The organism is Microvirga lenta (assembly GCF_020532555.1).
GTDB lineage: Bacteria > Pseudomonadota > Alphaproteobacteria > Rhizobiales > Beijerinckiaceae > Microvirga > Microvirga lenta.
This window is the reverse complement of record NZ_JAJBBR010000004.1, coordinates 337,792-361,947: the sequence shown is the minus strand read 5'-3', so window position 1 is coordinate 361,947 and position 24,156 is coordinate 337,792. Positions and strand designations below refer to the sequence as shown.

General features: G+C 64.6%; 18 protein-coding genes and 1 tRNA gene. 8 read left to right on the top strand and 11 right to left on the bottom strand.

From position 1 onward, the window contains the following. The first annotated feature begins 11 nt into the window (after positions 1 to 11). Both iolB and LGR44_RS07440 read left to right on the top strand, forming a co-directional pair. The gene (iolB, locus tag LGR44_RS07445; protein ID WP_226738911.1) at positions 12 to 809 is read left to right on the top strand and encodes a 5-deoxy-glucuronate isomerase; all 798 of its coding nucleotides are present in this window, start codon (positions 12 to 14) and stop codon (positions 807 to 809) included. 281 nt (positions 810 to 1,090) lie between these two features. Further along, entirely contained in the window at positions 1,091 to 2,449 is a 1,359-nt protein-coding gene (locus LGR44_RS07440) for a M10 family metallopeptidase (protein ID WP_226738909.1), read from the top strand. Positions 2,450 to 2,479: 30 nt separating this feature from the next. On the opposite strand, the gene LGR44_RS07435 is transcribed toward LGR44_RS07440, so the two are convergent. The 5 genes from LGR44_RS07435 to LGR44_RS07415 all read right to left on the bottom strand — a co-directional run bounded on the left by LGR44_RS07435 (position 2,480) and on the right by LGR44_RS07415 (position 12,489). Further along, positions 2,480 to 3,223: a pseudouridine synthase gene (locus LGR44_RS07435; protein ID WP_226738907.1), complete on the bottom strand. Its 744-nt coding sequence runs from the start codon at positions 3,221 to 3,223 to the stop codon at positions 2,480 to 2,482. Next, positions 3,220 to 4,152, bottom strand: a complete 933-nt coding sequence (locus tag LGR44_RS07430) for a class I SAM-dependent methyltransferase (RefSeq protein ID WP_226738905.1) — start codon at positions 4,150 to 4,152, stop codon at positions 3,220 to 3,222. The genes LGR44_RS07435 and LGR44_RS07430 overlap by 4 nt, the downstream gene beginning before the upstream one ends. 71 nt (positions 4,153 to 4,223) lie before the next feature. Next, positions 4,224 to 6,224, bottom strand: coding sequence for a response regulator (locus LGR44_RS07425; protein WP_226738903.1), 2,001 nt, complete (start codon positions 6,222 to 6,224; stop codon positions 4,224 to 4,226). 56 nt (positions 6,225 to 6,280) lie between these two features. Beyond that, positions 6,281 to 12,076 carry a HAMP domain-containing protein gene (locus tag LGR44_RS07420; RefSeq protein ID WP_226738901.1) on the bottom strand — a complete coding sequence of 1,932 codons (5,796 nt, stop codon included), beginning with the start codon at positions 12,074 to 12,076 and terminating at the stop codon, positions 6,281 to 6,283. Between the two features lie 336 nt (positions 12,077 to 12,412). Next, positions 12,413 to 12,489, bottom strand: a tRNA-Arg gene (locus tag LGR44_RS07415). Positions 12,490 to 12,887: 398 nt separating this feature from the next. Here LGR44_RS07415 and LGR44_RS07410 point away from each other — a divergent pair. Next, entirely contained in the window at positions 12,888 to 13,097 is a 210-nt protein-coding gene (locus LGR44_RS07410) for a cold-shock protein (protein WP_226738899.1), read from the top strand. A gap of 96 nt (positions 13,098 to 13,193) precedes the next feature. On the opposite strand, the gene LGR44_RS07405 is transcribed toward LGR44_RS07410, so the two are convergent. From LGR44_RS07405 to LGR44_RS07395, 3 genes are all read right to left on the bottom strand, one after another. Continuing rightward, entirely contained in the window at positions 13,194 to 13,667 is a 474-nt protein-coding gene (locus LGR44_RS07405; protein WP_226738898.1) for a DUF4399 domain-containing protein, read from the bottom strand. 12 nt (positions 13,668 to 13,679) lie between these two features. Further along, positions 13,680 to 15,284 carry an SUMF1/EgtB/PvdO family nonheme iron enzyme gene (locus tag LGR44_RS07400; RefSeq protein ID WP_226738895.1) on the bottom strand — a complete coding sequence of 535 codons (1,605 nt, stop codon included), beginning with the start codon at positions 15,282 to 15,284 and terminating at the stop codon, positions 13,680 to 13,682. Between the two features lie 121 nt (positions 15,285 to 15,405). Next, positions 15,406 to 16,374 (bottom strand): DMT family transporter, encoded by a 969-nt coding sequence (locus LGR44_RS07395; RefSeq protein WP_226738893.1) that lies wholly within the window; start codon positions 16,372 to 16,374, stop codon positions 15,406 to 15,408. Between the two features lie 236 nt (positions 16,375 to 16,610). On the opposite strand from LGR44_RS07395, the gene LGR44_RS07390 reads away from it, so the two are divergent. The 4 genes from LGR44_RS07390 (at position 16,611) to LGR44_RS07375 (ending at position 20,581) form a co-directional block, all read left to right on the top strand. Beyond that, positions 16,611 to 17,831, top strand: coding sequence for an MFS transporter (locus LGR44_RS07390; RefSeq protein WP_226738891.1), 1,221 nt, complete (start codon positions 16,611 to 16,613; stop codon positions 17,829 to 17,831). A gap of 301 nt (positions 17,832 to 18,132) precedes the next feature. Next, positions 18,133 to 18,462 carry a septal ring lytic transglycosylase RlpA family protein gene (locus tag LGR44_RS07385; protein ID WP_226739249.1) on the top strand — a complete coding sequence of 110 codons (330 nt, stop codon included), beginning with the start codon at positions 18,133 to 18,135 and terminating at the stop codon, positions 18,460 to 18,462. Positions 18,463 to 18,546: 84 nt separating this feature from the next. Beyond that, a complete protein-coding gene (locus LGR44_RS07380) occupies positions 18,547 to 19,362 on the top strand; it encodes a hypothetical protein (RefSeq protein ID WP_226738889.1) in 816 nt (271 codons plus the stop codon). Beyond that, on the top strand, positions 19,355 to 20,581 hold the full coding sequence (locus LGR44_RS07375) for a thermonuclease family protein (protein WP_226738887.1): 1,227 nt from the start codon (positions 19,355 to 19,357) through the stop codon (positions 20,579 to 20,581). Before LGR44_RS07380 ends, LGR44_RS07375 begins: the two co-directional genes overlap by 8 nt. Before the next feature lie 71 nt (positions 20,582 to 20,652). Here the strand turns inward: LGR44_RS07375 and minE are convergent, their stop codons facing one another. From minE to minC, 3 genes are read right to left on the bottom strand one after another with little or no spacing between them, the layout of a single operon-like run. Continuing rightward, positions 20,653 to 20,916 carry a cell division topological specificity factor MinE gene (gene minE / locus LGR44_RS07370; RefSeq protein ID WP_226738884.1) on the bottom strand — a complete coding sequence of 88 codons (264 nt, stop codon included), beginning with the start codon at positions 20,914 to 20,916 and terminating at the stop codon, positions 20,653 to 20,655. Beyond that, positions 20,913 to 21,728, bottom strand: a complete 816-nt coding sequence (minD, locus tag LGR44_RS07365; protein ID WP_226738882.1) for a septum site-determining protein MinD — start codon at positions 21,726 to 21,728, stop codon at positions 20,913 to 20,915. Before minD ends, minE begins: the two co-directional genes overlap by 4 nt. A 20-nt stretch (positions 21,729 to 21,748) precedes the next feature. After that, complete coding sequence (gene minC, locus LGR44_RS07360) at positions 21,749 to 22,462, bottom strand: septum site-determining protein MinC (RefSeq protein ID WP_226738880.1); 714 nt, start codon at positions 22,460 to 22,462, stop codon at positions 21,749 to 21,751. A gap of 455 nt (positions 22,463 to 22,917) precedes the next feature. On the opposite strand from minC, the gene LGR44_RS07355 reads away from it, so the two are divergent. Beyond that, on the top strand, positions 22,918 to 24,102 hold the full coding sequence (locus LGR44_RS07355; RefSeq protein WP_226738878.1) for a TAXI family TRAP transporter solute-binding subunit: 1,185 nt from the start codon (positions 22,918 to 22,920) through the stop codon (positions 24,100 to 24,102). The last annotated feature ends 54 nt before the right edge of the window (positions 24,103 to 24,156 follow it).

Genomic DNA, 24,156 nt, shown 5'->3' with positions numbered 1-24,156 from the left:
GAGCAGCGCCGATGTCGAAACTCCTCGTCAAACCGAATAAGCCCGATGCGAACGGCCGCATTCACGCCATCACCCCGGCATCGGCGGGATGGACCTATGTCGGCTTCGAGGTCTACCGGCTCCAACACGGCCAGAGCCTCCGCCAGGCGACGGAGGACCGGGAGGCCTGCATCGTCATGCTGTCCGGCAAGGCGCACGTCTCTGCGGGGACCGAGGATTTCGGCGTGATCGGCGGGCGCTCGTCGCCCTTCGAGCCCGATCCCTGGTCGCTCTACGCTCCGGCGCGCTCAGAGTGGTCGCTCCGGGCGGAGACGGATTGCGAGATCGCCGTCTGCACGGCACCCGGCGAGGGGAAGCTGCCGGCCCGCGTCATCCGTCCGGATCAGGTGGGGCAGGAGACGCGCGGCAAGGGCACGAACACGCGCCACGTGCGCAACATCCTGCCCGAGACCGAGCCGGCGGAGAGCCTGCTCGTGGTCGAGGTCATCACGCCTTCCGGGCACTGGTCGAGCTATCCGCCGCACAAGCACGACCGGGATGCGCTGCCCAACGAGTCTTTCCTCGAGGAAACCTACTATCACCGCCTCAACCCGCCTTCGGGCTTCGCCCTGCAGCGGGTCTATACGGACGACCGCTCCCTCGACGAAACGCTGGCGGCGAGCGACGGCGACGTGGTGCTCGTGCCGAAGGGCTACCACCCGGTCGGCGCTCCGCATGGCTACGAACTCTACTACCTCAACGTGATGGCGGGCCCGAAGCGGATCTGGAAGTTCCACAACGATCCGGCCCACGAGTGGATGGTGGCGTAAGGCCGGACCCGAACGTCGAGATCCCCTCGCTTCGTATAGTCCCTGTTCGCGGATGGGACCGCGTGAAGCACGGTGCCTATCTGGTCGGACCAGGACAACTTCCTTAAAGGAAATATTGTTCTGGTCCGACGTGTTTGAGAAGCGCTGTTCGCTTTTCCGGCATTCTGCCGGAACGGCAATTTCGCAGAACTTCCCAGAAACAGCCCGGACCACAAGAAGGAACCAGCCCGAGAACGGGCATGGGAATGAGCCAACGCGCTCGTTGAATGTGGTGGGCAGACATGACGACTTCGACACAAGGCGGTGCTTCCGCAAGTGTCGTGCGGCCTTCGGGCTATGGCACGGCATCCGCGCTGATCTGGGGCTACAAGTGGGGCAGCGACTCCATGGGAACGCCGGTCACGGTGACATGGAGCGTTCCGAAGACATCCTCCACATTCGCATCGATGAGCCTTTACGGCGGCAAATCGGAGACCGGCTCCTGGCACGCCTTCACGTCCGCCGAGGCCTCGGCCGCAAGCCGCGCGATAAAGGCATGGGACAAGGTGGCGGGGATTAAACTGACGAAGGTTGCCGACAGTTCGTCCAGTGCCGGCGACATCCGCTTCGCCCTCACGACCGCGAAGGATTCCCCTGGAAGCATGGGGCATGCCTACAGTCCGGGCACCTATGACTCGGCAGGCGATGTCTGGATGCAGCATCAGAACTGGCACACCGACCGCACCGCCGCCATCAAGCCGGGCTCCTACGACTACCTGATGCTGCTTCATGAGATCGGCCATGCACTGGGCCTGAAGCACCCGTTCGAGAAGACGTCCCTCGAGGGCAGTTCCAAACTGTCTGCGAGCAAGGACAGCTACTTCCAAACCGTGATGAGCTACTCGGCCAAGCCCGGATTTTCAGGTCATGCGGATTTCTATCCGACGACGCCGATGTATCTCGACATTCTCGCCCTGCAGGCCCTGTACGGACAGGACACGAGAACCAACGCAGGCAACACCGTCTACCGCTTCTCCAGTTCGAAGAAATACTGGCAGACCGTCTACGATGCCGGAGGGCGGGACACGATCGTCTCGACGGGATCGGCGGATTCCACGATCGATCTGCGCCCCGGGAAGTTCAGCACGCTCGGAGCCCCGATCACCTTCTCGAACGGATCCTCCACCCGCAAAGCCGTGAGTATCGGCCCCAACACCACCATCGAAACCGCCATCGGCGGCTCCGGCGACGATAGATTTATCGGCAACGGCGCCGCCAACACCCTTCGCGGCGAGGGGGGCAACGACGTGCTCTGCGGTGGGCTCGGAAGCGACCTTCTCGCGGGAGGTGCGGGACGCGACATCTTCGTGTTCAACACGAGGATCGAAGGCGACATCGACCGCATTGTAGACTTCGTTGCGCGCGACGACACCATCAAGCTGGAGAATGCCGTCTTCCGCGGATTGGCGCCGGGTGCCCTGTCCGCCAGTGCCTTCCGAATCGGGTCGAGGGCACACGATGCGAACGACCGCATCGTTTACGACGAGGCGACGGGCTCTCTCTTCTACGATCCGGATGGAACGGGAGCGGCTCCTCAGATCGAGTTCGCCCGCATCGGCAAGAACCTTCCGATGACGGCAGCCGACTTCCTGGTCATGTGACCAGGGCGACAAGGCTGCGCCCCTCACCCGCTACCTGGGAGGCAGCACCAGGGCGAGGTCGGCATCGCCGAGAATGCGGTACTGTCCCGGCGCGAGGTCGTCGGGCAGCGCCAGATCTCCCACGCGGTCCCGATGCAGCGCCGTGACATGGTTGCCGACGGCCGCGAACATACGCCTGACCTGATGGTAGCGTCCCTCGGTGAGGATCACATAGGCGCTGGTGCTGGAGAGCACCTCCATCTGCACGGGCAGGAGCGGCTTGTCCTCCCCTTCCAGGAGCAGGGTGCCGGATGCGAACACGGCCCCCTCGTCGCCGCGCAAGGGCCGGTCGAGGGTCACGTGGTATCGCTTCTGCACATGTGCGCGCGGCGAGATGATCCGATGGAGCAATCCGCCGTCATCGGTCAGAAGCAACAGTCCGGACGTCTCCTTGTCGAGACGCCCGACCGTCGAGAGGGCGGGATCGCGCCGGCGCCAACGGTCGGGCAGGAGGCTGTAGACGAGGGGACCGGCCTCCTTATGGGAGCAGGTCACGCCGAGGGGCTTGTGCAGCATCAGCGTCAGCCCCGGCGGCGGATCGAGCGGCTTTCCTTTGATGCGCATCCTGCCGGAGAGATCGGGTGTGACGGCGATGCGCTGCTCGGCATCCTCGATGATCTCGCCGTCCAGCACCACCAGGCCCGCGCGGGCCATCTGCTGGACCTCGCGGCGCGATCCGTAGCCCATATTGGCCAGGAGCCGGTCGAGGCGCAGCATCGGACCACCTTTACTCATTTCTGGGCCTCGTAAAGCTTGTATCCGCCTGCTTCCGCCTTCAGGTCCACCTGCCTGAACAGCGATGTGAGGACGGCCTCGTAGGGAAGATGGCGGTTGGCGATCAGCCAGCAAATGCCGCCCGGGCGCAAGGCTTCCGCCGCCCGCCGGATGAAGCTCTGTCCCAGGCTGCGATCCTCCTCGCCGCCGTCGTGAAAGGGCGGGTTCATGACAACGAAATTGAGCCTGCCGAGCTGATTGCCCAAGGCTCTCACGTCGGCCCAGAGCACGCTCGCACGCGGGTCCTCGATGTTGCGCTTCGTGGCCTCCACGGCCCGCCGGTCGATGTCGACCAGGGCCAGGTGCTCGACCTTGGGCGAGGTGAGCACGGTCCGCGCCAAGTAGCCGATGCCGCAGCCCAGATCCGCGCCCCGTCCGGCGAGAGGAGGGAGATTCCGTTCGAGAAGGGCGCTGCCGGGATCGATCCGGTTCCAGCTGAAGACACCCGGCTGCGACCAGAGCCCGAACTCCTCCATGAGGCGCGGGCTGCCTTCGGCAAGGGCCTCGTCCATGCCCGTCAGGACCGACGGGCGCTCGCAGGTGCAGATCCGGTAATGCCGCCGCGCGGTTTCGTCGACGGCGCAGCCGAAGCCCGCGAGTTCCTTTCGCAGCCGCGATCCGCCCTTGTCCTTCGGTGCAAGCACGGTCAGGGACGCGCCGGGCGCCAGGGCCTTCAGGGCAAGCGCGATGGTGTAGCGGCGCTCGATGGTGCCGGGAGGTGCCAGAACGATCAACTCCGCCAGCGATGCCTCGCCCTGCTGTTCGAGGCTTTCCGCGCCGGGAACGAGAGGGGAGAACTGAATGGCTCCCTCAGGCACCGCGACAAGTTCCGCCGGCGGGGTGCCATAGACACCGTCAGGTTTTGCGTCGTGCACGTCCAATTGTTCCACGTTGGTTCTTCGTGTTCCTATAACGAAGCAACCGGGAAGGTAAGTCCGGCGGAGAGGAAAGCCTTTAGCCGCTACGACGCCACTGCCGCCACCTGCGGCGTCATGGACTGGATCTTGTGCGCCAGATCGGCGGCGCGGTACGGCTTGTAGAGAAGGTCGATCTCCTCGACGAGCTCCGAATCCTCCACATAGCCCGTCGTCAACAGAACCCGGACCGCCGGATACTTCTTCTTGATCAGGCCGGCGAGATCGACGCCGCTGAGCTTGCCGGGCATCCGCACATCGCTCAGGACGAGCTGGAATTCGCAGCTGTTCTTCAGAAGGTCGGCCGCTTCATCCGCCGACTCGGACTCGGTCACGGTGAATCCCAGGGACTTGAGGGTCGAAACCGCAACCTGCCTGACGTCCGAATTGTCCTCGACCACGAGGACGGCCTCGCCTTGACCGAAGGGAAGCATGTCCATGGTTCGGGCATTGCTGCCAGGGCAGGCGACGGGATCGTGTGACCGCGGCAGGAAGAGCCGGATGGTCGTGCCCTGGTCCGGTGCGCTGTCGACCTCGATATGGCCGTTCGATTGCTGGACGAAGCCATAGACCATGCTCAGTCCGAGACCTGTCCCCTTCCCGCTTTCCTTCGTGGTGAAGAAGGGCTCGAAGACGCGCTCCAGAACGTGGGGCGGCATGCCGACACCCGTATCGGCAACCGAGATCACCACGTAGTCGCCCGGCTGTGCGGCTCCTTCGACGGTCCGGTTCTCGATATGGATCTTGAGTCCGCCGCCATTGGGCATGGCGTCGCGCGCGTTGACCGCGAGGTTGAGGAGGGCCGCCTCGAGCTGGGCGCGATCCACGTGGATCGGCCAGACGTCCTCGGGACCGGTGAGCTCGATGCGGATGTTCTCGCCCAAGGTCCGGTGCATGAGCTCCAGAAGGCCGGGCATGACCGCGGCGACGCTGATGGTCGCCGCCTGAAGCGGCTGACGCCGCGAGAAGGCAAGAAGGCGATGGGTCAGATCGGCGCAGCGCTGTGCGCCCTCCAGCGCCATCTTCACCCGTTTCTGCGCGCGCTCGTTCCCCTTCAGCGATTTCTGCAAAAGATCGAGGTTGCCGATGACGACGCTCAGCATGTTGTTGAAATCGTGCGCGATGCCGCCCGTGAGCCGGCCGACGGCCTCGAGCTTGCTCGCATGCAGCAGGTTCTGCTCCAGCTGCTTCCGCTCAGTAATGTCGAACCACATCCCGAAGATCTCGCGCGGATTGTCGTCGTCGTCGCGAATGATGATGGTGTGGTCCAGAAAGTGCCGGTCGGTGTTGTCGGCGCAGCGCCAGCGATATTCCAGGGACACGGATCCGAGATCGCGCAGATCCCGCAGCTGCGAGAACACGCGCTCCTGATCCTCCGGGTGGACCCGGGACGACCAGAAATCCTCCCGGTCGAGGAAGGCCTGCTTGTCGAAGCCCGTGATGGCCGAGATGCTGTCGTTCGTGAAGTGCAGGCGCCGGTGATCCTCCTGAAGGGAGGCCGTGAACAGGGCGATCGGCAGCGACTTCAGGATGATCGACTGATGCTCTTCGCGCCGGCGCAGCATCTGCTCGGTCTTCAGCTTCTCGCTGCGGACCTGCAGGTTTTCCAGAAGAAGACGGCGCTCCTCCTCGCCCTGCCTGCGGATCTCCTCGGTCTTGCGGTGAAGATCGACGAAGATGTCGACCTTCGATTTCAGGATCAGCGGCTCGATGGGCTTGAACACATAATCGACCGCGCCCGCGCTGTAGCCGCGGAAGATGTGCAGGTCGTCCTTGTTGAAGGCGGTGAGAAAGATGATCGGCACCCGCGACGAGCGGGCCCTCGCGCGGATCATCCCGGCAACCTCGTAGCCGTCGATGTGCGGCATCTGCACGTCGAGGAGGATCACGGCGAAATCCTCCTTCAGGACATGCCGGAGCGCGGCCTCTCCCGACTCGGCGGTCACGATCTCCACTTCCGGCGCCTGCAGCATCTCCCTGACGGCCAGGAGGTTGCGCGGATCGTCGTCCACCACCAGGATCTTGGCCGTGACCGGCTGAGGATCCACGTGGGGAAGCAGACCCTCAGGCCAGAACGTCGGTTCCACCGGGCCGTTAGGCTTCCTCATAGGTGCAGACCATTCATCGCCGCCCCAGGCCTGCTCGGCCTGTAGGTGCTGTTCGTGAGCTGGATCCGGAGGACCGCCAGGAGCTGGTCCATGTCCACCGGCTTGGAGACATAGTCGGTCGCGCCGGAGGCGAGGCACTTCTCGCGGTCTCCCTTCATGGCCTTGGCCGTGACCGCGATCAGAGGCAGGCTCTGGTATTCGGGCAGCTTCCGGATCTCCTGCATGGTTTCGAAGCCGTCCATTTCCGGCATCATGATGTCGACCAGCATGACATCCACATCAGGAGTATTCTTCAGCATTTCGATGCCTTCGCGCCCATTCTCGGCGAACACGACGTTCATTCCATGCTGCTCCAATGCGCTTGTCAGCGAGAAGATATTGCGGACGTCGTCATCGACAATAAGCACCTTTCGTCCTTGCAGGGACGCCTCGCTGGGCCGCTCCAGCCTGATCGGCTGAAGCTCGGCGTTTTCAGCGCTATCTGTGATCGCCTTGTGAAGAAACAAGGTGGTCTCGCTGAGAAGTTTCTCGGGAGCGCCGCTGCCCTTGAGGATGATGGTCGAGGCGATGCTCTTCAGGCGGCTTTCCTCCACCTTGGTCAGCTCGAGGCCGGTATAGACGATGACCGGCAGCTCTTCCCCACCCCGGATGCTGCGGATGCGCTCGATGAGCTCCGCCCCCGGCATGTCGGGAAGGCCAAGGTCGATGATGGCGCAGTCGAACCGCTTCGCCTCGATGGCCTCCAGGGCTGCCTCGCCCGTTCCCATATCCGTGACCTCGACGTCGCCGTCCTGCAGGAGTGCGACCATGCTCTTGCGCTGATTGGCGTCGTCCTCCACCAGGAGAAGGCTCTTCACGGGACGGTCGATGAACTCCCTGGTCCGGGCCAGGGCCTTCATCAGGGCATCCCGGTCGACCGGCTTCTCGAGGAAGCCGAAGGCTCCGGCCCTCAGGCCCCGCTTCTTCTGATCGTCCACCGAAATGACGTGGATCGGCACGTGGCGGGTGCGCGGATCGTGCTTGAGCAGATCGAGCAGCGCCCATCCGTCCATGTCGGGAAGACCGATGTCGAGGGTAATCGCGTGCGGCTTGTAGCGGTGGGCCAAGGCCAGGGCCGTGGCGCCGTCGTTGGCGATCAGACCCTTGATGCCCTGTTCGCGGGCGAGCTCCAGCAGGACCGATGCGAACATGGCATCGTCCTCGATGATGAGCACCACGTGGTCACCCTGCGAAATCGCATGGCGATCGTCCGAGAAGGCGGTCAGGGCACTCGGCATCGCAGGCCGGTTGAAGGTGCCGTCCGCGCTGCTCGTCCGAGGATCGGCGTCCGCGCCGACGGGCGCCTGGAGCGGCAGGAACAGGGTGAAGGTCGAGCCTCTTCCGGGCTCGCTCGACAGCACGATCTCGCCGCCCAGCAGCCTGGCGATTTCGCGGCTGATGGCCAGACCGAGACCCGTTCCGCCATAGCGCCGGCTCGTGGTTCCGTCCGCCTGCTGGAAGGCCTCGAAGATGATGCGCTGCTTGTCCTCGGGAATCCCGATGCCGGTATCGACGACCGAAAGCGCAATCCAGTCGCTGCCGGCCCGCAGCGGCGAGCCCTCGGCGGAGCCGATCTTGAGGGTCACGCCCCCCTGCTCCGTGAACTTGAATGCGTTCGAGAGCAGATTCCGCAGGACCTGCTGCAACCGCTTCGTATCCGTGCGGATCGTGGCAGGCAGCTCGGGATCGAGGACGATGCTGAAATCGATCTCGTTCTCGATGGCCACCTGCCGGAAGGTTCGCTCCATATTGTCCGCAAGTTCCTGGAAATTCACGTTGGTGAGTTCCAGGCTGACCGTGCCCGACTCGATCTTCGACAGGTCGAGGATGTCGTTGATGAGCGCGAGCAGATCCGAACCCGCGGCGTGGATCGTCTTGGCGAATTCGCGCTGCTTCTCGGTGAGGTTCCCGTCCGGGTTCTCGGTGAGAAGCTTCGACAGGATGAGAAGGCTGTTCAGGGGCGTGCGCAGCTCGTGGCTCATGTTGGCCAGGAACTGGGACTTGTAGCGTGAGGTCAGCGAGAGCTGCTCCGCCTTGTCTTCCAGAGCCGACTTCGCATGCGAGACCTCGAGGTTCTTGTTCTCGACCTCCTTCTTCTGGATTTCGAGCAGGCGCGCCTTTTCTTCCAGCTCCTCGTTCGTCTGGCGCAGGGCATCCTGCTGCTGGCGCAGAAGCTCTTCCGACTGACGCAGGGTCGCGGCCTGCTGCTCCAGGCGGTCGTTCGTCTTCTTGAGTTCTTCCTGCTGGCTCTGGAGCTCGCTGGTGAGCAGCTGAGACTGCTTGAGCAGGCCTTCCGTGCGCATGTTGGCCGCGATCGTGTTGAGCACGATGCCGATGGACTCGGTGAGCTGATCGAGGAAGGACTGGTGCGTTTCGCTGAAGCGGCTGAAGGAGGCCAGCTCGATCACCGCCTTCACCTCCTGCTCGAACAGGACGGGGAGCACGATGATGTTGAGCGGCGGCGCCTCGCCGAGTGCCGAGCTGATCGTGATGTAGTCGCCGGGAACCTGCGTGAGGAGAATGCGCTTCTTCTCGTAGGCGACCTGGCCCACGATGCCTTCGCGGAGGCGGAACCGGTTGGCCAGGCTCTTGCGCTCGGTGTGAGCGTAGGATGCGGTGAGTTCGAGAACGGGCTCCCCGCCATCGGCGCTCACGGTGTAGAACACGCCACGCTGCGCATTCACCAGAGGGGCGATCTCCGACAGGATGAGGTTCGACACCATGCCGAGGTCGCGCTCGCCCTGCAGCATTCGAGTGAATTTGGCCAGGTTCGTCTTGAGCCAATCCTGCTCCGCGTTCTTCTGCGTCGTGTCGCGCAGATTGCGGATCATCTCGTTGATGTTGTCCTTCAGGGCGGCAAGCTCGCCCAGGGCTTCGGCGGTAATCGACCGGGTCAGGTCGCCGCGGGTCACCGCGGTCGCGACCTCCGCAATGGCGCGCACCTGGTTGGTGAGGTTCGCTGCGAGCTGGTTCACGTTGTCCGTCAGATCCCGCCAGAGACCCGAAACGCCTTCCACGCGCGCCTGACCGCCGAGCTTGCCTTCCGTGCCCACCTCCTTCGCGACGCGGGTCACCTCCGAGGCGAAGGAGTTGAGCTGATCCACCATGGTGTTGATGGTGTTCTTCAGCTCCAGCATCTCGCCCTTCACGTCCACCGTGATCTTCTTGGAGAGATTGCCGTTCGCGACCGCGGTGGTCACATCCGCGATGTTGCGGACCTGGCCGGTGAGGTTCGCGGCCATCATGTTCACGTTGTCGGTCAGGTCCTTCCAGGTACCGGCGACGCCTTGCACCTGGGCCTGACCACCGAGTTTGCCTTCCGTTCCCACCTCGCGCGCCACGCGGGTCACCTCGGACGCGAACGAGTTGAGCTGATCCACCATGGTGTTGATGGTGTTCTTCAGCTCCAGCATCTCGCCCTTCACGTCCACCGTGATCTTCTTGGAGAGATTGCCGTTCGCGACCGCGGTGGTCACATCCGCGATGTTGCGGACCTGGCCGGTGAGGTTCGCGGCCATCATGTTCACGTTGTCGGTCAGGTCCTTCCAGGTACCGCCGACGCCCTTCACCTGAGCCTGCCCGCCGAGCTTTCCTTCCGAGCCCACTTCGCGGGCCACGCGGGTCACCTCGGACGCGAACGAGTTGAGCTGGTCCACCATGGTGTTGATGGTCGATTTCAGCTCCAGCATCTCGCCTTCGACCACGACGGTGATCTTCTTCGACAGGTCGCCCGTGGCGACGGCCGTCACGACCTCGGCGATGCCGCGCACCTGGCCGGTCAGGTTCGCGGCCATGAGGTTCACGTTGTCGGTCAGGTCCTTCCAGGTGCCGCCGACGCCCTTCACCTGCGCCTGACCGCCGAGCTTTCCTTCGGAGCCCACCTCCTTCGCGACGCGGGTCACCTCGGACGCGAACGAGTTGAGCTGGTCCACCATGGTGTTGATGGTGTTCTTCAGCTCGAGAAGCTCGCCCTTCACGTCCACAGTAATCTTCTTAGACAGGTCGCCGTTCGCGACCGCGGTGGTCACGTCCGCGATGTTACGGACCTGGCCGGTGAGGTTGGCCGCCATGAGGTTCACGTTGTCGGTCAAGCCCTTCCAGACGCCGCCGACGCCCTTCACCTGGGCCTGACCGCCGAGCTTTCCTTCCGTGCCCACTTCGCGGGCCACGCGGGTCACCTCGGAGGCGAAGGAGTTGAGCTGGTCCACCATGGTGTTGATGGTCGATTTCAGCTCCAGCAGTTCGCCCTTCACGTCCACGGTGATCTTTTTCGACAGGTCGCCGTTCGCGACGGCCGTGGTGACATCCGCGATGTTACGGACCTGACCGGTCAGGTTCGCGGCCATCATGTTCACGTTGTCGGTGAGGTCCTTCCAGGTGCCGCCGACGCCTTCCACGCGTGCCTGACCGCCGAGTTTGCCCTCCGAGCCCACCTCCTTCGCGACGCGGGTCACTTCCGAGGCGAAGGAGTTGAGCTGATCCACCATGGTGTTGATGGTGTTCTTCAGCTCCAGCATCTCACCTTTCACGTCCACGGTGATCTTCTTGGACAGGTCGCCCGTGGCGACGGCCGTGGTCACCTCGGCGATGTTGCGGACCTGGCCGGTGAGGTTGGCCGCCATCATGTTCACGTTGTCGGTGAGGTCGCGCCAAAGACCGGCGGCTCCCGGCACGCGGGCCTGACCGCCGAGCTTGCCCTCGATTCCCACCTCGCGGGCGACGTTCGTCACCTGATCGGCGAAGGTCGCGAGGGTCTCGATCATGCTGTTGATCGTATCGGCCAGAGCGGCGATTTCGCCCTTGGCTTCCACCGTCAGCTTGCGGGTCAGGTTGCCTTCCGCAACCCCTGTCACGACCTCGGCGATGCCGCGCACCTGGCCGGTCAGGTTCGCGGCCATCATGTTCACGTTGTCGGTGAGGTCCTTCCAGACACCGGCGACGCCCTTCACCTGGGCCTGACCGCCGAGCTTGCCCTCCGAGCCCACCTCGCGCGCCACGCGGGTCACCTCGGAGGAGAAGGAGTTGAGCTGGTCCACCATGGTGTTGATGGTGTTTTTCAGCTCCAGCATCTCGCCTTTCACGTCGACGGTGATCTTCTTGGACAGGTCGCCGTTCGCCACTGCCGTGGTCACGTCCGCGATGTTGCGGACCTGGCCGGTCAGGTTCGCGGCCATCATGTTCACGTTGTCGGTCAGGTCCTTCCAGGTGCCGGCGACGCCCTTCACCTGGGCCTGCCCGCCGAGCTTGCCCTCGGTACCGACCTCGCGGGCCACGCGGGTCACCTCGGAGGCGAACGAGTTGAGCTGGCCGACCATGGTGTTGACCACCTTGCCGATGCGCAGGAACTCGCCGCGCAGGGGCCGCCCTTGGATCTCGAGCTGCATGGCCTGGGTGAGGTCGCCCTTGGCCACGGCTCCGATGACGCGAGCCACCTCCGTCGTCGGCTGGACCAGATCGCCGATCATCGAGTTGACGGATTCGATGCAGTCGCTCCAGCAGCCCCGGGCCGCCGGAAGCTTGCCGCGCTCGCCGATCTGCCCCTCCTTACCCACGACCTTGGACATCCGGTCCAGTTCCTGGGTCAGCCCCTGGTTCAGCTCCACGACATCGTTGAAGGCCTCGGCGATTTCGCCGTCGACCCCGGTGAGGTCGAGCGGAAGCCGGACGGAGAAATCTCCTTTTCGGAAGGATCTCAGAGCCTTGAGAAGCACCTTACGGTCAAGCTGGGAAGCGGTGGTCTCGGTCTGTGGCATGGTCCCCCCGTACGAGCACTCGTGTCTGAACAATAAAGAGGCAGGATTTCTTCTTCCCACTGGTCATGGAAAAGACCTGTCATGGCAAGCGATAACAGAAATGCCGCCTCCAGCACTCATTTGGCTTGGTAAATAATAGTGCCGTTTTCGGAGTCTAGGAGAGGCACCGAAATACCGCACGATACGTTATTTTATACAAGGCGGTGACTTGAAATCGCCCAAGCATGACCTAGCGGACCATACTGCTGCGGACCTGAACGCAGCCTGACCCCGCCACAGAAGCCGAAGGGCCGTCAGCGCGAGCAGCAAACGAGATCGACGATTTTCATGGAGGGATGGCGCACCCGACACGATTCGAACGTGTGACCTTTGCCTTCGGAGGGCAACGCTCTATCCAGCTGAGCTACGGGTGCTTGAGGCAATAACCTGACGACTCCACTACCCGATTAGCGTCCCGAGAGCAACCTCTGACGGCGGCATGAAATGAGGAATGGCGGAACGGCAGCCGTGCCGGAGCCTGTCCGTTCGCCGGCAGCGCGCCGACCTTCGTCAATCGCCGTACATATGCACGTGTCTCATGAAAGAAATTTACGTATTCCAGCCACCCATGGATAGGAATACTGACTTATACGTTCGTAAATATCCGTATCTTGTAAAGCTTTTGGGGTGAATATAGGATTTCCCCATCGACATTTGGCGGGACGACTGGGCTACTCGCTTTGGCACTGCCGGGCGCACGTTGCTTCTCTCTACCAATATCGACTAACGGGCGGACGCCGCCCACGTGCAAACGACAGTGAAAGGGACGCCCATGGCTACCGGAACCGTGAAGTGGTACAATGAAACCAAGGGCTACGGCTTCATCCAGCCGGACAACGGCGGCAAGGACGTGTTCGTCCATGCGACCGCTCTCGAGCGGGCTGGCATGCGTGGCCTGCGCGAGGGTCAGAAGCTCTCCTACGAGCTTCAGGCAGACCAGCGCACCGGCAGGGAATCCGCCGTCAACCTGAAGGCCGACTGATCCCGAGAACAGAACCGGTGCAAGGCATGCCTTGCGCCGATCGTGAGAGCCGCCCCGCCGGGCGGCTTTTTGCTGGGCCGCGCACCCTCGGCCGGGTCAGCGGCGGCTCGTGCGCGCGGGCTTCCGCGTCCGCGGCGGAAGGACCGTGACCGTGATCTTCTTGGAGCGCAGCAGCGGCTTGAAGGGCCTGTGCTCCGCATCGCCCAGGACGAGTTGCAGCGTGTGCTTGCCCGGAGGAAGCTCGAGACGGGTCTCCGTCTGCCCGGAGCCGAAATGGAGATGCTGCTTGTCGGTCGGAAGCGGCTCCGTCGGATCGATCTCGTCGGTCACGTCCACGAGGAGATGGTGGTGTCCCATGTTGGGTGTCGTGTCACCGGCGCGGGTCACCCCCATGTTGCGCAGCCCGAACCTGACCGGAAAGGCGCCCCGGATACGCTGCCCGTCGGCGGGATAGATGATGTAGAGGTGGGCATCGGGCGGAGCCGGCGTCTGTGCCGACGCGGGCTGCGGAATCCAGCAGACCCCCGTCAGGACGGCGACGGCTGTGCAAAGCCGGAGGGTGATGCCCATGGTCCTCTCCTCTCATAGGGAGCGCGCGACCCGGAAGCCGTGGGTGGGATATCGCACGCCGCTGTCGTAATAGGCCCGGCTCGCCGACCGGACATAGCTGGCATCGTTGCGCCACGAGCCGCCGCGCAGGACATGCTCACGGCAGTGAGGCTCGCTCCACGCCGAACCGTCCGTGGGAGCGCCCTGATAGTTCGGGTGCCAGCAATCGGCGACCCACTGGGCCACGCTCCCGACCAGGTCGTGAAGTCCGAATTCGTTTGCCGGGAAACTGCCCACGTTGACCGGCTGCCGGGTGTCGTGGGGCTCGCCGCAGCCCTTGCAGTTCGCCATTTTGGGCGCGAGCTTCTCACCCCACCAGTAGCGGCTGGTCGTTCCCGCGCGGGCCGCATATTCCCATTCCGCCTCGCTCGGCAACCGATAGTCCTGGCCCGTGCTCTTGGAGAGCCATGCCACGTATTGCTGCGCATCGTTCCAGCTCAGATTGCGGGCGGGAGCCCTGCTCTCGCCGTCCAGGCTGCGCGAGCAGGCCTTGGCGGCTGCGCAATGATTCCACTCGCCTACCGTGACCGGATAGCGGCCTAGGGCGAAAGGCTCGATCCGAACCGGGTGAACCGGCTTCTCCGACGGATCCTCGTCACTCCCCATACGGAAGCTTCCGCCGGGCAGGCGGACCATTTCGGGACAGCCCTGACAGTCCCGGAAGACCGGCCCACTGTCAGCAGGCGGGTTCAGAGGCTGCGGCGGGACGATGGCGGCGGTCTGCGTGCCCTCGGCCGGAGCCGCCTCGGGGGGCGTCGGAGGAATGGGGATCGGAAGCGTTCCACTCAAGGCGGCAGGCGGAGCCGGCAGGCCCGGCAGCGATCCTGCGGCCTGCGGCGGACCGGACGAAGCGGCGGCGAGATCCGTCTGCGCCGCGGCGGCCACGGGGGGCCCCACCGGAGCGGGCCTCGCACCCTCGGCTTCCCGCAGGACCAGCACGGACCAACCCGCGCCGACGGCTCCCAGCAGAGCCATGGCGCCCGCGGCAGTCCATTTCCACCGGCTTCGGGTGGCGCGGGACACGGCTGCCGGATCCGGCAGCACCCGATAGATCCGCACCGGGTCGGTGATGTTCTTGAGCTTCTCGTCGCCGAGGGACTGGTAGCCGCAGACGAGCTTGTTCTTGATCTGCTCGTAGACGCCGCCCGAGATGTAGACACCGCCGGGATCCGCCAGGTTCTCCAGGCGGGCTGCGATGTTGACGCCGTCGCCGTAGATATCGTCCGGATCGACGATGACGTCGCCGAGATTCACCCCGATGCGGTAGCGGATCCACTGCTCCGGCGGAAGCGACATGTTGCGCGCCGCCATGGATTGCTGGATCACGATGGCGCAGCGGACCGCCTCGAGCGGACTGTCGAACATGGCCAGAAAGCCATCCCCGGTGGTCTTGATCACGCGGCCGAAATGCTCGTGGATCGTGGGCTCGATCAGCTCGCGGCGATGCCGCTTGAGGCGGGCGAGGGTACCCTCCTCGTCGAAGCCCATGAGCCGGCTGTAGCCTGCGATGTCGGCGGCGAGGATCGCCGCCAATCGACGTGGGCTGCCGACCACATGCGATGTGCTCTCCCCGGGCATGACAGCTCCCGACAGCACAGTGAAGGCTTGATAAGGTACACCCGTTCGCCCTTCCGGCGCAATCTGCGATCGCAGTCCCGCTTATCCGGACGACACTCGGCCGAGGCCCGGCATCATATTCCTACGAGGCTGCGCCATGGCCCTGCTCCGCGCGCTTGCGCTCGAGGGCCCTGACGCGCTCGCGGTAGGCGGTGTAGAGACCGCTCGCCGCGATGATGCTGGCGCCGAGCGCGGTCCACATGTCCGGCAGGGTGCTGAAGACGAGGTAGCCGAGGGCGCTGGCCCAAAGGAGCTGGACATAGGAGAACGGCGCGATGACGGACGCGTTGGCGTGCCGGTAGGCAAGGATGACCAGCCAGTGCCCGGCGGTGGACAGGATGCCGATGCACAGACCGAAGGCGACCTGCTCCCAGCTCGGAGCAACCCAGGTGAACGGCAGGGCGATGCTCAGCACGACGAGGCCGACGAAGGCGGAATAGGCCAGCGTCGTCAGCGGATGGTCGCGGCCGCTCATCTTGCGCGTCACGACCGCGGACGCGGCCCAGCTCGTGGCGCCGAGGAGCGGCAGGAACGCGGCCGCCTCGAAGGCGCTCGTTCCGGGGCGGATGACGATGACCACGCCCAGGAGGCCGACCGCGGCCGCACTCCACCGCCGCCATCCGACGTCCTCCCCGAGGAACAGGACGGAGAGGGCCATGATCAGGATCGGCGAGATGAAATAGATCGCCGTTGCATCGGCAACCGGCAGGAACGGCAGCCCTGCGGTGAACAGGAGGGAGGACCCCACCATGCCGAGGCCGCGAAGCACCTGGAGGCCAGGACGCTGCGAGCGCAGAATCGTACCGCCGCCGTTCATCAGAAGAGCCGGGATGACCAGGAGCGCAAAGGTGGCATAGCGCAGCCATGCGATCTCGACGGGCGGAAGCGAGGATGCCAGCTCCTTGGTGATCACGTCGGACACCGAAAAGAACACGGTGGAGCCCACCATCAGCAGCGTTCCGCGAAGCTGCGACTCCACGGGCCTGTGGTGAGGCTGCGCCCCTGCTGACGGGGCAGGCGCGGCAAGCTTCGATGCAATGGAGCTGGTCATTGAGGGATGTTTCGAAAAAGGAAGGGGCCTTCGGAGCCCGACAGCGCGACGGCACGCAATTCTCAACTTGCAGTAAGCAGATCTTCGCCCCTGAGGAGAAGCGCAAAGGCGGCACCTGCTCCATGTTCTCAGCGAATGGATCAGTTGGCCGCCTGTGCTAGATCTGCGTTGCAGGCGGGAGAGCCTGCCCTAACGGCACGGTTGCGGCGAAGATCATCAGAGGACGATCCGATTCCATGCAGGAAGCCCCCAAGCGCCTTGAGAGCGGAACCCCTGCCTTTCGCCGCCTGAATCTCGCCCTGTTCGCCGCCGGCTTCGCGACCTTCGCCATTCTCTACTGCGTGCAGCCGCTTCTCCCGGTCTTTTCGGAGGAGTTCCACGTCAGTCCGGCGGTCAGCAGTCTGTCCCTGTCCCTCACGACGGGCCTGCTCGCGGTCGCCATGCTGGTCACGGGCACCCTGTCGGAGGTGTGGGGGCGCAAGCCGGTCATGGTCGCCTCGCTTCTTTCCTCGGCGGCGCTGACGATCCTTTCGGCGGCGGCGCCCAACTGGCAGATCCTGCTCCTCGCACGGGTGCTCATGGGCATCACGCTCAGCGGGCTTCCTGCCGTCGCCATGGCGTATGTCAGCGAGGAGGTGCATCCGAAATCCATCGGCCTCGCCATGGGCCTGTTCATCGGCGGAAACGCGATCGGCGGCATGGCCGGCCGGCTGGTCAGCGGCGCCCTGACCGATCTGGGATCCTGGCGCCTCGCCATCGGCACCATCGGCGGGCTCGGGCTGATCGCCGCCATTCTGGCGTGGCGCAGCCTGCCGAACTCCGTCCATTTCCTCCCGCGCCGGGCGCGGCCCGTGGAGCTGCTGCGCTCGTTCGCGGATCATCTTCGGGATTCGGGCCTGCGCTATCTCTATGCCGAGGCATTCCTTCTCATGGGCGCCTTCGTGACGCTCTACAACTATCTCGGCTACCGGCTGATGGCCGCGCCCTACGGCCTGAGCCAGACCGCCATCGGCGCCATCTTCGTCATCTATCTCATCGGAACGGCGAGCTCGACCTGGGTCGGAGACCTCGCAGGCCGCCTCGGGCGGGAACGGGTCTTCTGGGTGATGATTGCCGTCACCCTCGGCGGGGCGCTGCTCACTCTCTTCGACCCGCTCCTCATGATCCTCGCCGGGATGGTGACGGTGACCTTCGGCTTCTTCGGCGCCCATTCCATTGCCAGCAGCTGGGTCGGGCGCCGCGCCGCCCACTCCAAGGCTCAGGCCTCGGCACTTTATCTCTTCTGCTATTACTTCGGCTCGAGCGCCGTCGGCACCCTGGGCGGCGTCTTCTGGGCGCGGACCGGCTGGTGGGGCGTGGTCGGACTGGTGGCCGTGCTGCTGTCGCTGGGCTTGGCCCTGGCCTTCCGGCTCATGAGACTTCCGCCCGTCGAGGCGGAGGACGGCGCTGGAACCTGATCCCCGCATACGGGAGCCGGACCTTCCACCAGAAGACGATACCCTCGGCAAGCTGAAGCATAGTAAAGTCTCGGAGCCGAGGCTAAAACGAAGCCGTACAAGACGGTTCCATAATCTATTTTTCGAGCTGCTTCGGTCCTTCCATAATTTTTGCGAATATATGGAACTTTCTCGAAGGACTTATTCTCGCCCCATTAGCCTACGATTAATCCGCCTCCGCACAAGAACAAGGGAATGCAACGTGATTCAACGTAAGGCAACGCTTGCGCTTGCGAGCCTCATCGTATCGGCCGCCGCAGTTCTGTCTCCGGCCACTGTCAGCGCAGAGCCGAAGAAGGCTTCCACGCGGCACGTCCAGAGCGGCAAGGCCTCCTGGTATGGCCCGGGCTTCCACGGAAAGCGTACGGCGAGCGGCGAGACCTTCAACACGCACGCCATGACGGCGGCGCACCGCACCCTGCCCTTCGGCACCAAGGTCCGCGTCGTGAACAAGAAGACCGGCAAGTCGGTCGTGGTCCGCATCAACGATCGCGGTCCTTATGCCCATGGCCGCGTGATCGACCTGTCCCGCGCCTCTGCACAGGCCATCGGAATCTCCGGCGTCGGTTCGGTCGAGGTGGTGCAGCTTTAAGCCTCAGCTTGGAACCCGGAGCGCGCCCAGCCGCGTTTCTCTCGTCTCCTCCCCTCCATCAGGGGAGGAGTTCGGGAGGGTGAGATGCGGTTCGATGAAGCCTTGGGACGAAGCAGCATTCTGCTTGTGACGCTGTTGTTCGGCGGGGGAGGAACCCTCGCCCAGACGAACAGGCCCTGGACCGATCCTCCGGCCGATCTCAACGTTCCCCAGCCGGTCGAGCCCCAGGCCCCGGCTGCGCCGCCTCCACTTCCGGTCCAGCCGAATCCGCCGCCGCAGGCCGCGCCCTCCCCTCAACCCGCGCCGCCCGTGCAGTCGGCCCAGCCGGAAAGGCCCAGCCCGGCTCCGGTCGCGCCTCCGAGCCAATCCGCAGAAACGCCCCCCGCACCTCCCGCCGCAGCGCCTCCTGCACCGGCCGTGGCCGAGAGCCCACGCCGGGACGAGCCCCAGGACCGGATCGCGATTCGCAGCGAAGCCGCACGGGACCTTGCGGTCGAGTACCTGAGATCCTGGTCCGCGCCGAATGATGAAACACTGGAGATGACGGGCGATTTCTACGGGGATCGCGTCGTGTTCCATGGACGTGCGATGAGCGTGAAGAACCTCGTCCGGGAGAAGCGTCGCTTCGTTCGACGCTGGCCGGAACGCGACTATCGTCCCCAACCCGATACGGTAAAGGTCTCCTGCGAACCGGCGGGCATGCTCTGCACGGTTCATGCGATGTTCGATTTCAAGGCGGCCAATCCGAGGCGCGGCAGAAAGGCCGAGGGAGTCGGCGCGCTTCAGCTCGTCGTCAGCTTCGTGGGCGAGCGGCCCGTGATCACCGCCGAGAACAGCCTTGTCATGGGCCGAAACGCCGCTCGCCGAAATCTTGCTCTGGAGAAACGGTCCGATGATTGATGTCGAACGCTCCGCGCGGTCAGGAAAAACCGTCCAGGTTCACGATGCGGCGCCCGAATCGCGGTGGCGGAGCACGCGGGAGCGGGTTCGCGAGGCCATTCGCGCCGAGGTCGACCGGTTCAATCCGACGGAGGATGCCCGCCGTCCGCTGGAACTGATCGTCGAATCCTCCATCCGCTACGGCGATGCCGATGGCGAACCCGCCATCACGGTCGTGGACGATGCCGGACAGCCGCGGACCGTCACCCATGACGGACAGACCGCCGCCTTCACGATCCGCGATCTTCTCGAAGAACTGCGTGCCACGCGCCCGATGCTCTTCAAGCCGGCGCAATCCACCGCCGCCCCGGCGGACGAGCAGCCGCAGCCTGCCCCGATCCGCGAGCGCGACTGGCTCGATCTCGGTGCCGGGGAAGGCGCCTCCGAGAGCGATCCGGCGGAACCCGCCCGCGAGAGCGGGCTCGTTCACCTCAAGGGCGGCGGGGCTCGCCTTCACCTGTGGACGCGGACGGCACACAGGAGGTGGGTCGCGCCGATGCTGGCGGCAGGCGCATCGCGCCTCCATGCCGCCCGCAGCGACATGCCCCAGACCCTGGACCGGGCCCGAAGCGCATGGGACGGGATCCGCACGCCCGCAGGCGGTCGCGGCCTTGCGGCCGGAGCGGTCGCGCTCCTGGCTCTTCTGGGCGCAGGGAGCTATCTCCTCTCCGACTGGAACCGGCCTGCCGCCGAGAGTGTCCGACCGGTTGCGGAAGCCCCAAAGGCGGTGGTTCCTGTTGCGGACGAGGCCGACCCTGCCACCGAGACCGCCGGCACCCAGGGTGCCTTCGAAGAACCGGACACCACCGGCTCGGTGTCGAACGAAGGCACGGATACGGCCTCGGCGCCCAGGACGAGCGGGCGCTCCCTGCGCGGGGTGCCGGATGTGCTGGACACGGCGACGCTCTCGCTACAGGGCGAGGTCGTGCGTCTGTTCGGGGTGGAATGGGCGCCCGGCGCCGGAAAGCCGGAAGATCTCACCCGCTATCTGCGGGGGCGGGAAATCGTCTGTGAGCCCGCGGGCGCGAACGACACCTACCGCTGCCAAGTCGGCAATCAGGATCTGTCGAAGGTGGTGCTGTTCAACGGCGGCGGGAAGGCGACGGCCGATGCGACGCCCGAGCTGAAGGCGGCCGAGGAGAAGGCGCGCACGTCCCAGATCGGCGTCTGGCGCAACTGACGGCCGGCTAGGGGTTGCGTCCGAGTCGGCGTACCGGAAGCGGGGCGCCGACTCGGACCTTGTCGTCCATCTCAGGCTCGGGCGAGGTCGGGGCCCGGAAGCTCGACCTCGATCTCAAGCGTCGAGAGATCGGCACCGCGATTCATCTTCACCTGAACCCTGTCGCGCTCGATCGTCACGTGCCGGCCGACGACGGCGAGGATCTCTTCCCGCAGGAGCGCGACGAGGTCGGTCTTGCCGCCGACGATGCCGCGCTCGTGGGCCAGGAGGATCTGGAGCCGCTCGCGTGCCACCGGCGCAGAGGTGCGCCGGTTGAAGAAGCTCATCAAGCTCATGCTGCCCTCCGGCCGAACAGCTTTCCGAGCAAGCCCTTCCTGTCGGAGGGGATCATCATCTCGACCGTCTCGCCCTTGAGTCGGCGCGCCGCGTCGAAGTATGCGCGTCCCGGTGCGCTGTTCGGATTGTTGAGAGTGACCGGCGTGCCGACGTTGGAGGCGCGCAACACCTCCTCGCTCTCGGGAATGATGCCGAGGAGCGGGATCGAAAGGATCTCCAGCACGTCCTCCTTCTTCAGCATCTCGCCGCGCTCGGCCCGACCCTGGTCGTAGCGGGTGAGTAGCAGGTGCTTTTCCACCCGCTCGCCCTTCTCGGCCTTCTCGGTCTTGGAGTCGAGCAGGCCGATGATGCGGTCCGAGTCACGCACCGAGGAGACCTCGGGGTTGGTGACGACGACCGCGACATCCGCGTGGCGCATGGCCAGGGTCGCGCCGCGCTCGATGCCGGCCGGGCTGTCGCAGACGATCCAGTCGAACTTCTCGCGAAGCTCCGCGAGCACGCGGGCCACGCCCTCCTCCGTCAGCGCATCCTTGTCCCGGGTCTGGGAGGCGGGAAGCAGCGAGAGGTTCTCGAGGCGCTTGTCGCGGATCAGGGCCTGGCTGAGCTTGGCATCCCCTTGCACCACGTTGATGAGATCGAAGACGACCCGGCGCTCGGCTCCCATCACGAGGTCCAGGTTACGCAGGCCGACATCGAAATCGATGACGACCACTTTCTCACCGCCCTGAGCGAGCGCGCCGCCCAAGGCTGCCGTCGATGTCGTTTTTCCGACGCCGCCCTTGCCAGATGTTACGACCAAGACTTTGGCCATTGTCGTCTCTCTTTCTTATCTCAATCCAGGGTTTTCAGGATGATGGAGTCGCCGTCCAGGCTCACCTGGATCGGTTGACCGCGGTATTTGGAACCGAGGTCGTCGGCCGTTTTGTACAGCCCATCGACGGCGATGAGCTCGGCTTCGAATTTTCTGCAGAAGATGCGGGCATTGGCGTGGCCCGTGCATCCGGCGATCGCGCGGCCGCGCAGGGCGCCGTAGATGTGGATCGAGCCGCCTGCCACGATCTCGGCGCCCGATGCCACGTGGCCGAGAACGGTCACGTCGCCTTCCGTATGGATGATGGATTGGCCGGAACGGACGGATCCCTCGATGAGGAGGGCCGTCGTCGGCGCGGATTGCGCCGGAGCGGCCGCAGGCAGCGGCACGGCGTCGAGATCGGGCGTCTCGATGTCGCCCGCGGGGCGTCCGCCGTTGATCTGCGGCGGCATGTCGACGTCGAGAACGGCCGCCGCGGCTCCTTCGAGCCCGATGATGTGGATGTCCCGCATCTTGAGCGCGGCCAGGAAGAATTTCAGCTCCGACTTCGAGGGCTTGAGGGCGGAGACATCGGCAATGATGGGGCGGTCGGTGAAAAATCCCGGCGAGCCCTTGGAAACGGCGTCGAGGTCCTCGAGCCAGTCGCGGAGCGGCACCGTCGGCGCGAGAACGAGCGCCAGAAACGACTTGCCGCGAAAGCGGAGAGAGGGGCGGGTGCGAACTGCAATAGTCACGGGCGATCAATTTCCTGCTGCTCTGTGATTTCGTCGTTTTATGGTTAATGGACGGTTAATTTTGCCGCCGAAGCGCGAGATTTTTAACTCTTCGCTCCGGGTGGTCCTTCCGGGTCCGGCATCCGGCTGCCCGCCGCTTCGCGTCCCTTCTCCCTCCCTCCAGGCAGCAGGTGCGACCAAATGTAATAATCGAGGCACCACCAAGGCATGCCGGCTTCAGTGGGTGATTTGCCTTATAGGAGGAATATAAATCTAAAAACTAGCTCTTCTTGATTACTGCCTACCCCTTTTCAATTACTGCACTGCATTCTGCCGATTATTGACCGATAAAATGATCGGCCTACGATGACCCTCCCCGTATCTCAAACTTCCGCGATGTTTACACAACGACATCATGGCAGATCGTTCAGATACGAAAGTAATCATGAGGCTCAAGACAGCCCAGGGAGGACAGGATGTCCGGACGGTTCGGCGATTTCTGCGCAACTGCTTTCCGTGGCGACGGCACCCGAGCGGGCACGCTGCGACGAGGCCTTCTCGGCGCCCTTGCCGCCGCTGCCGTCATGCTCTCCGGAGCGGCCCCGGCCTCCGCCCAGAATGGGTCGGCATCCAACTTCGCGCGCGTCAATGCGGGAACGGTCGGCATCATTTCGGGCGGTGCGGACGGAACCTACATCCGCATCGCCGCCGATCTCGCGAACGTCCTCGACGGCGAGAACCTGCGGATCCTGCCCATCATCGGGCGCGGATCCCTCCAGAACCTGCGCGACGTCATGTTCCTGCGCGGCGTCGATATCGGCATCGTGCAGATGGACGCCCGAGAGGAGCTCAAGGCCGAGAACCTGCGCAATGACGCCGTGCGCCGGCTGCGCTACATCTCGCGCCTCTACAATGAAGAGGTCCATATCATCGCAAGCCGCGACATCACCGACATCCGGCAGCTCGAAGGCAAGAAGGTCAACATCGACAAGGCGGGCAGCGGCACCAACCTGACCTCCCGCCTCATCTTCGAGAAGCTCGGAATCAAGCCCGACATGACGACCTTCGACCAGAGCTCGTCCTATGAGCGCCTGCGCTCGGGCGAGATCCAGGCGGCCGTCTACGTGGCCGGGCGGCCGGTGCGCGCCATCGCGGAGTTCCAGAGCGAAGGGCGCTTCCACCTTCTGCCCATCCCGTTCGAGGGCGAGATCGCCGAAACCTATTTCCCGGCGCGCTTCTCGAACTCCGACTATCCGCGCCTGGTGGCCGACGCGCCCGTCGACACCCTGGCGGTGGGGAGCCTTCTCGCTGTCTTCAACTGGCCCGAGAACTCCGACCGCTACAACCGGGTGAAACGGTTCGTGGATTCCTTCTTCTCCCGCTTCGACGAGTTCCTGCAGCCGGGCCGCCATCCGAAGTGGAAGGAGGTCAATCTGGCCGCGGAGGTTCCCGGATGGGAGCGCATGAAGCCCGCGCAGGAATGGCTCGACCGCGCAGCCGCAGCCAAGGCCACCCCGGAACAGTCGAAGAGCTTCGAAGCCTTCATCCAGAGCACCGGCAACACGATCTCGGCTGCACAGCGGGAGCTTCTCTTCCGCGAGTTCCTCACCTGGCAGAACGAACGGCAGAAAACGAACCGGGGAGCGGCCCGGCAGAACTGAAGCCACGGCAGGACCGCAGCTCCCGGTCGGCGCCGCCAGCCCGTGAGAGAACCA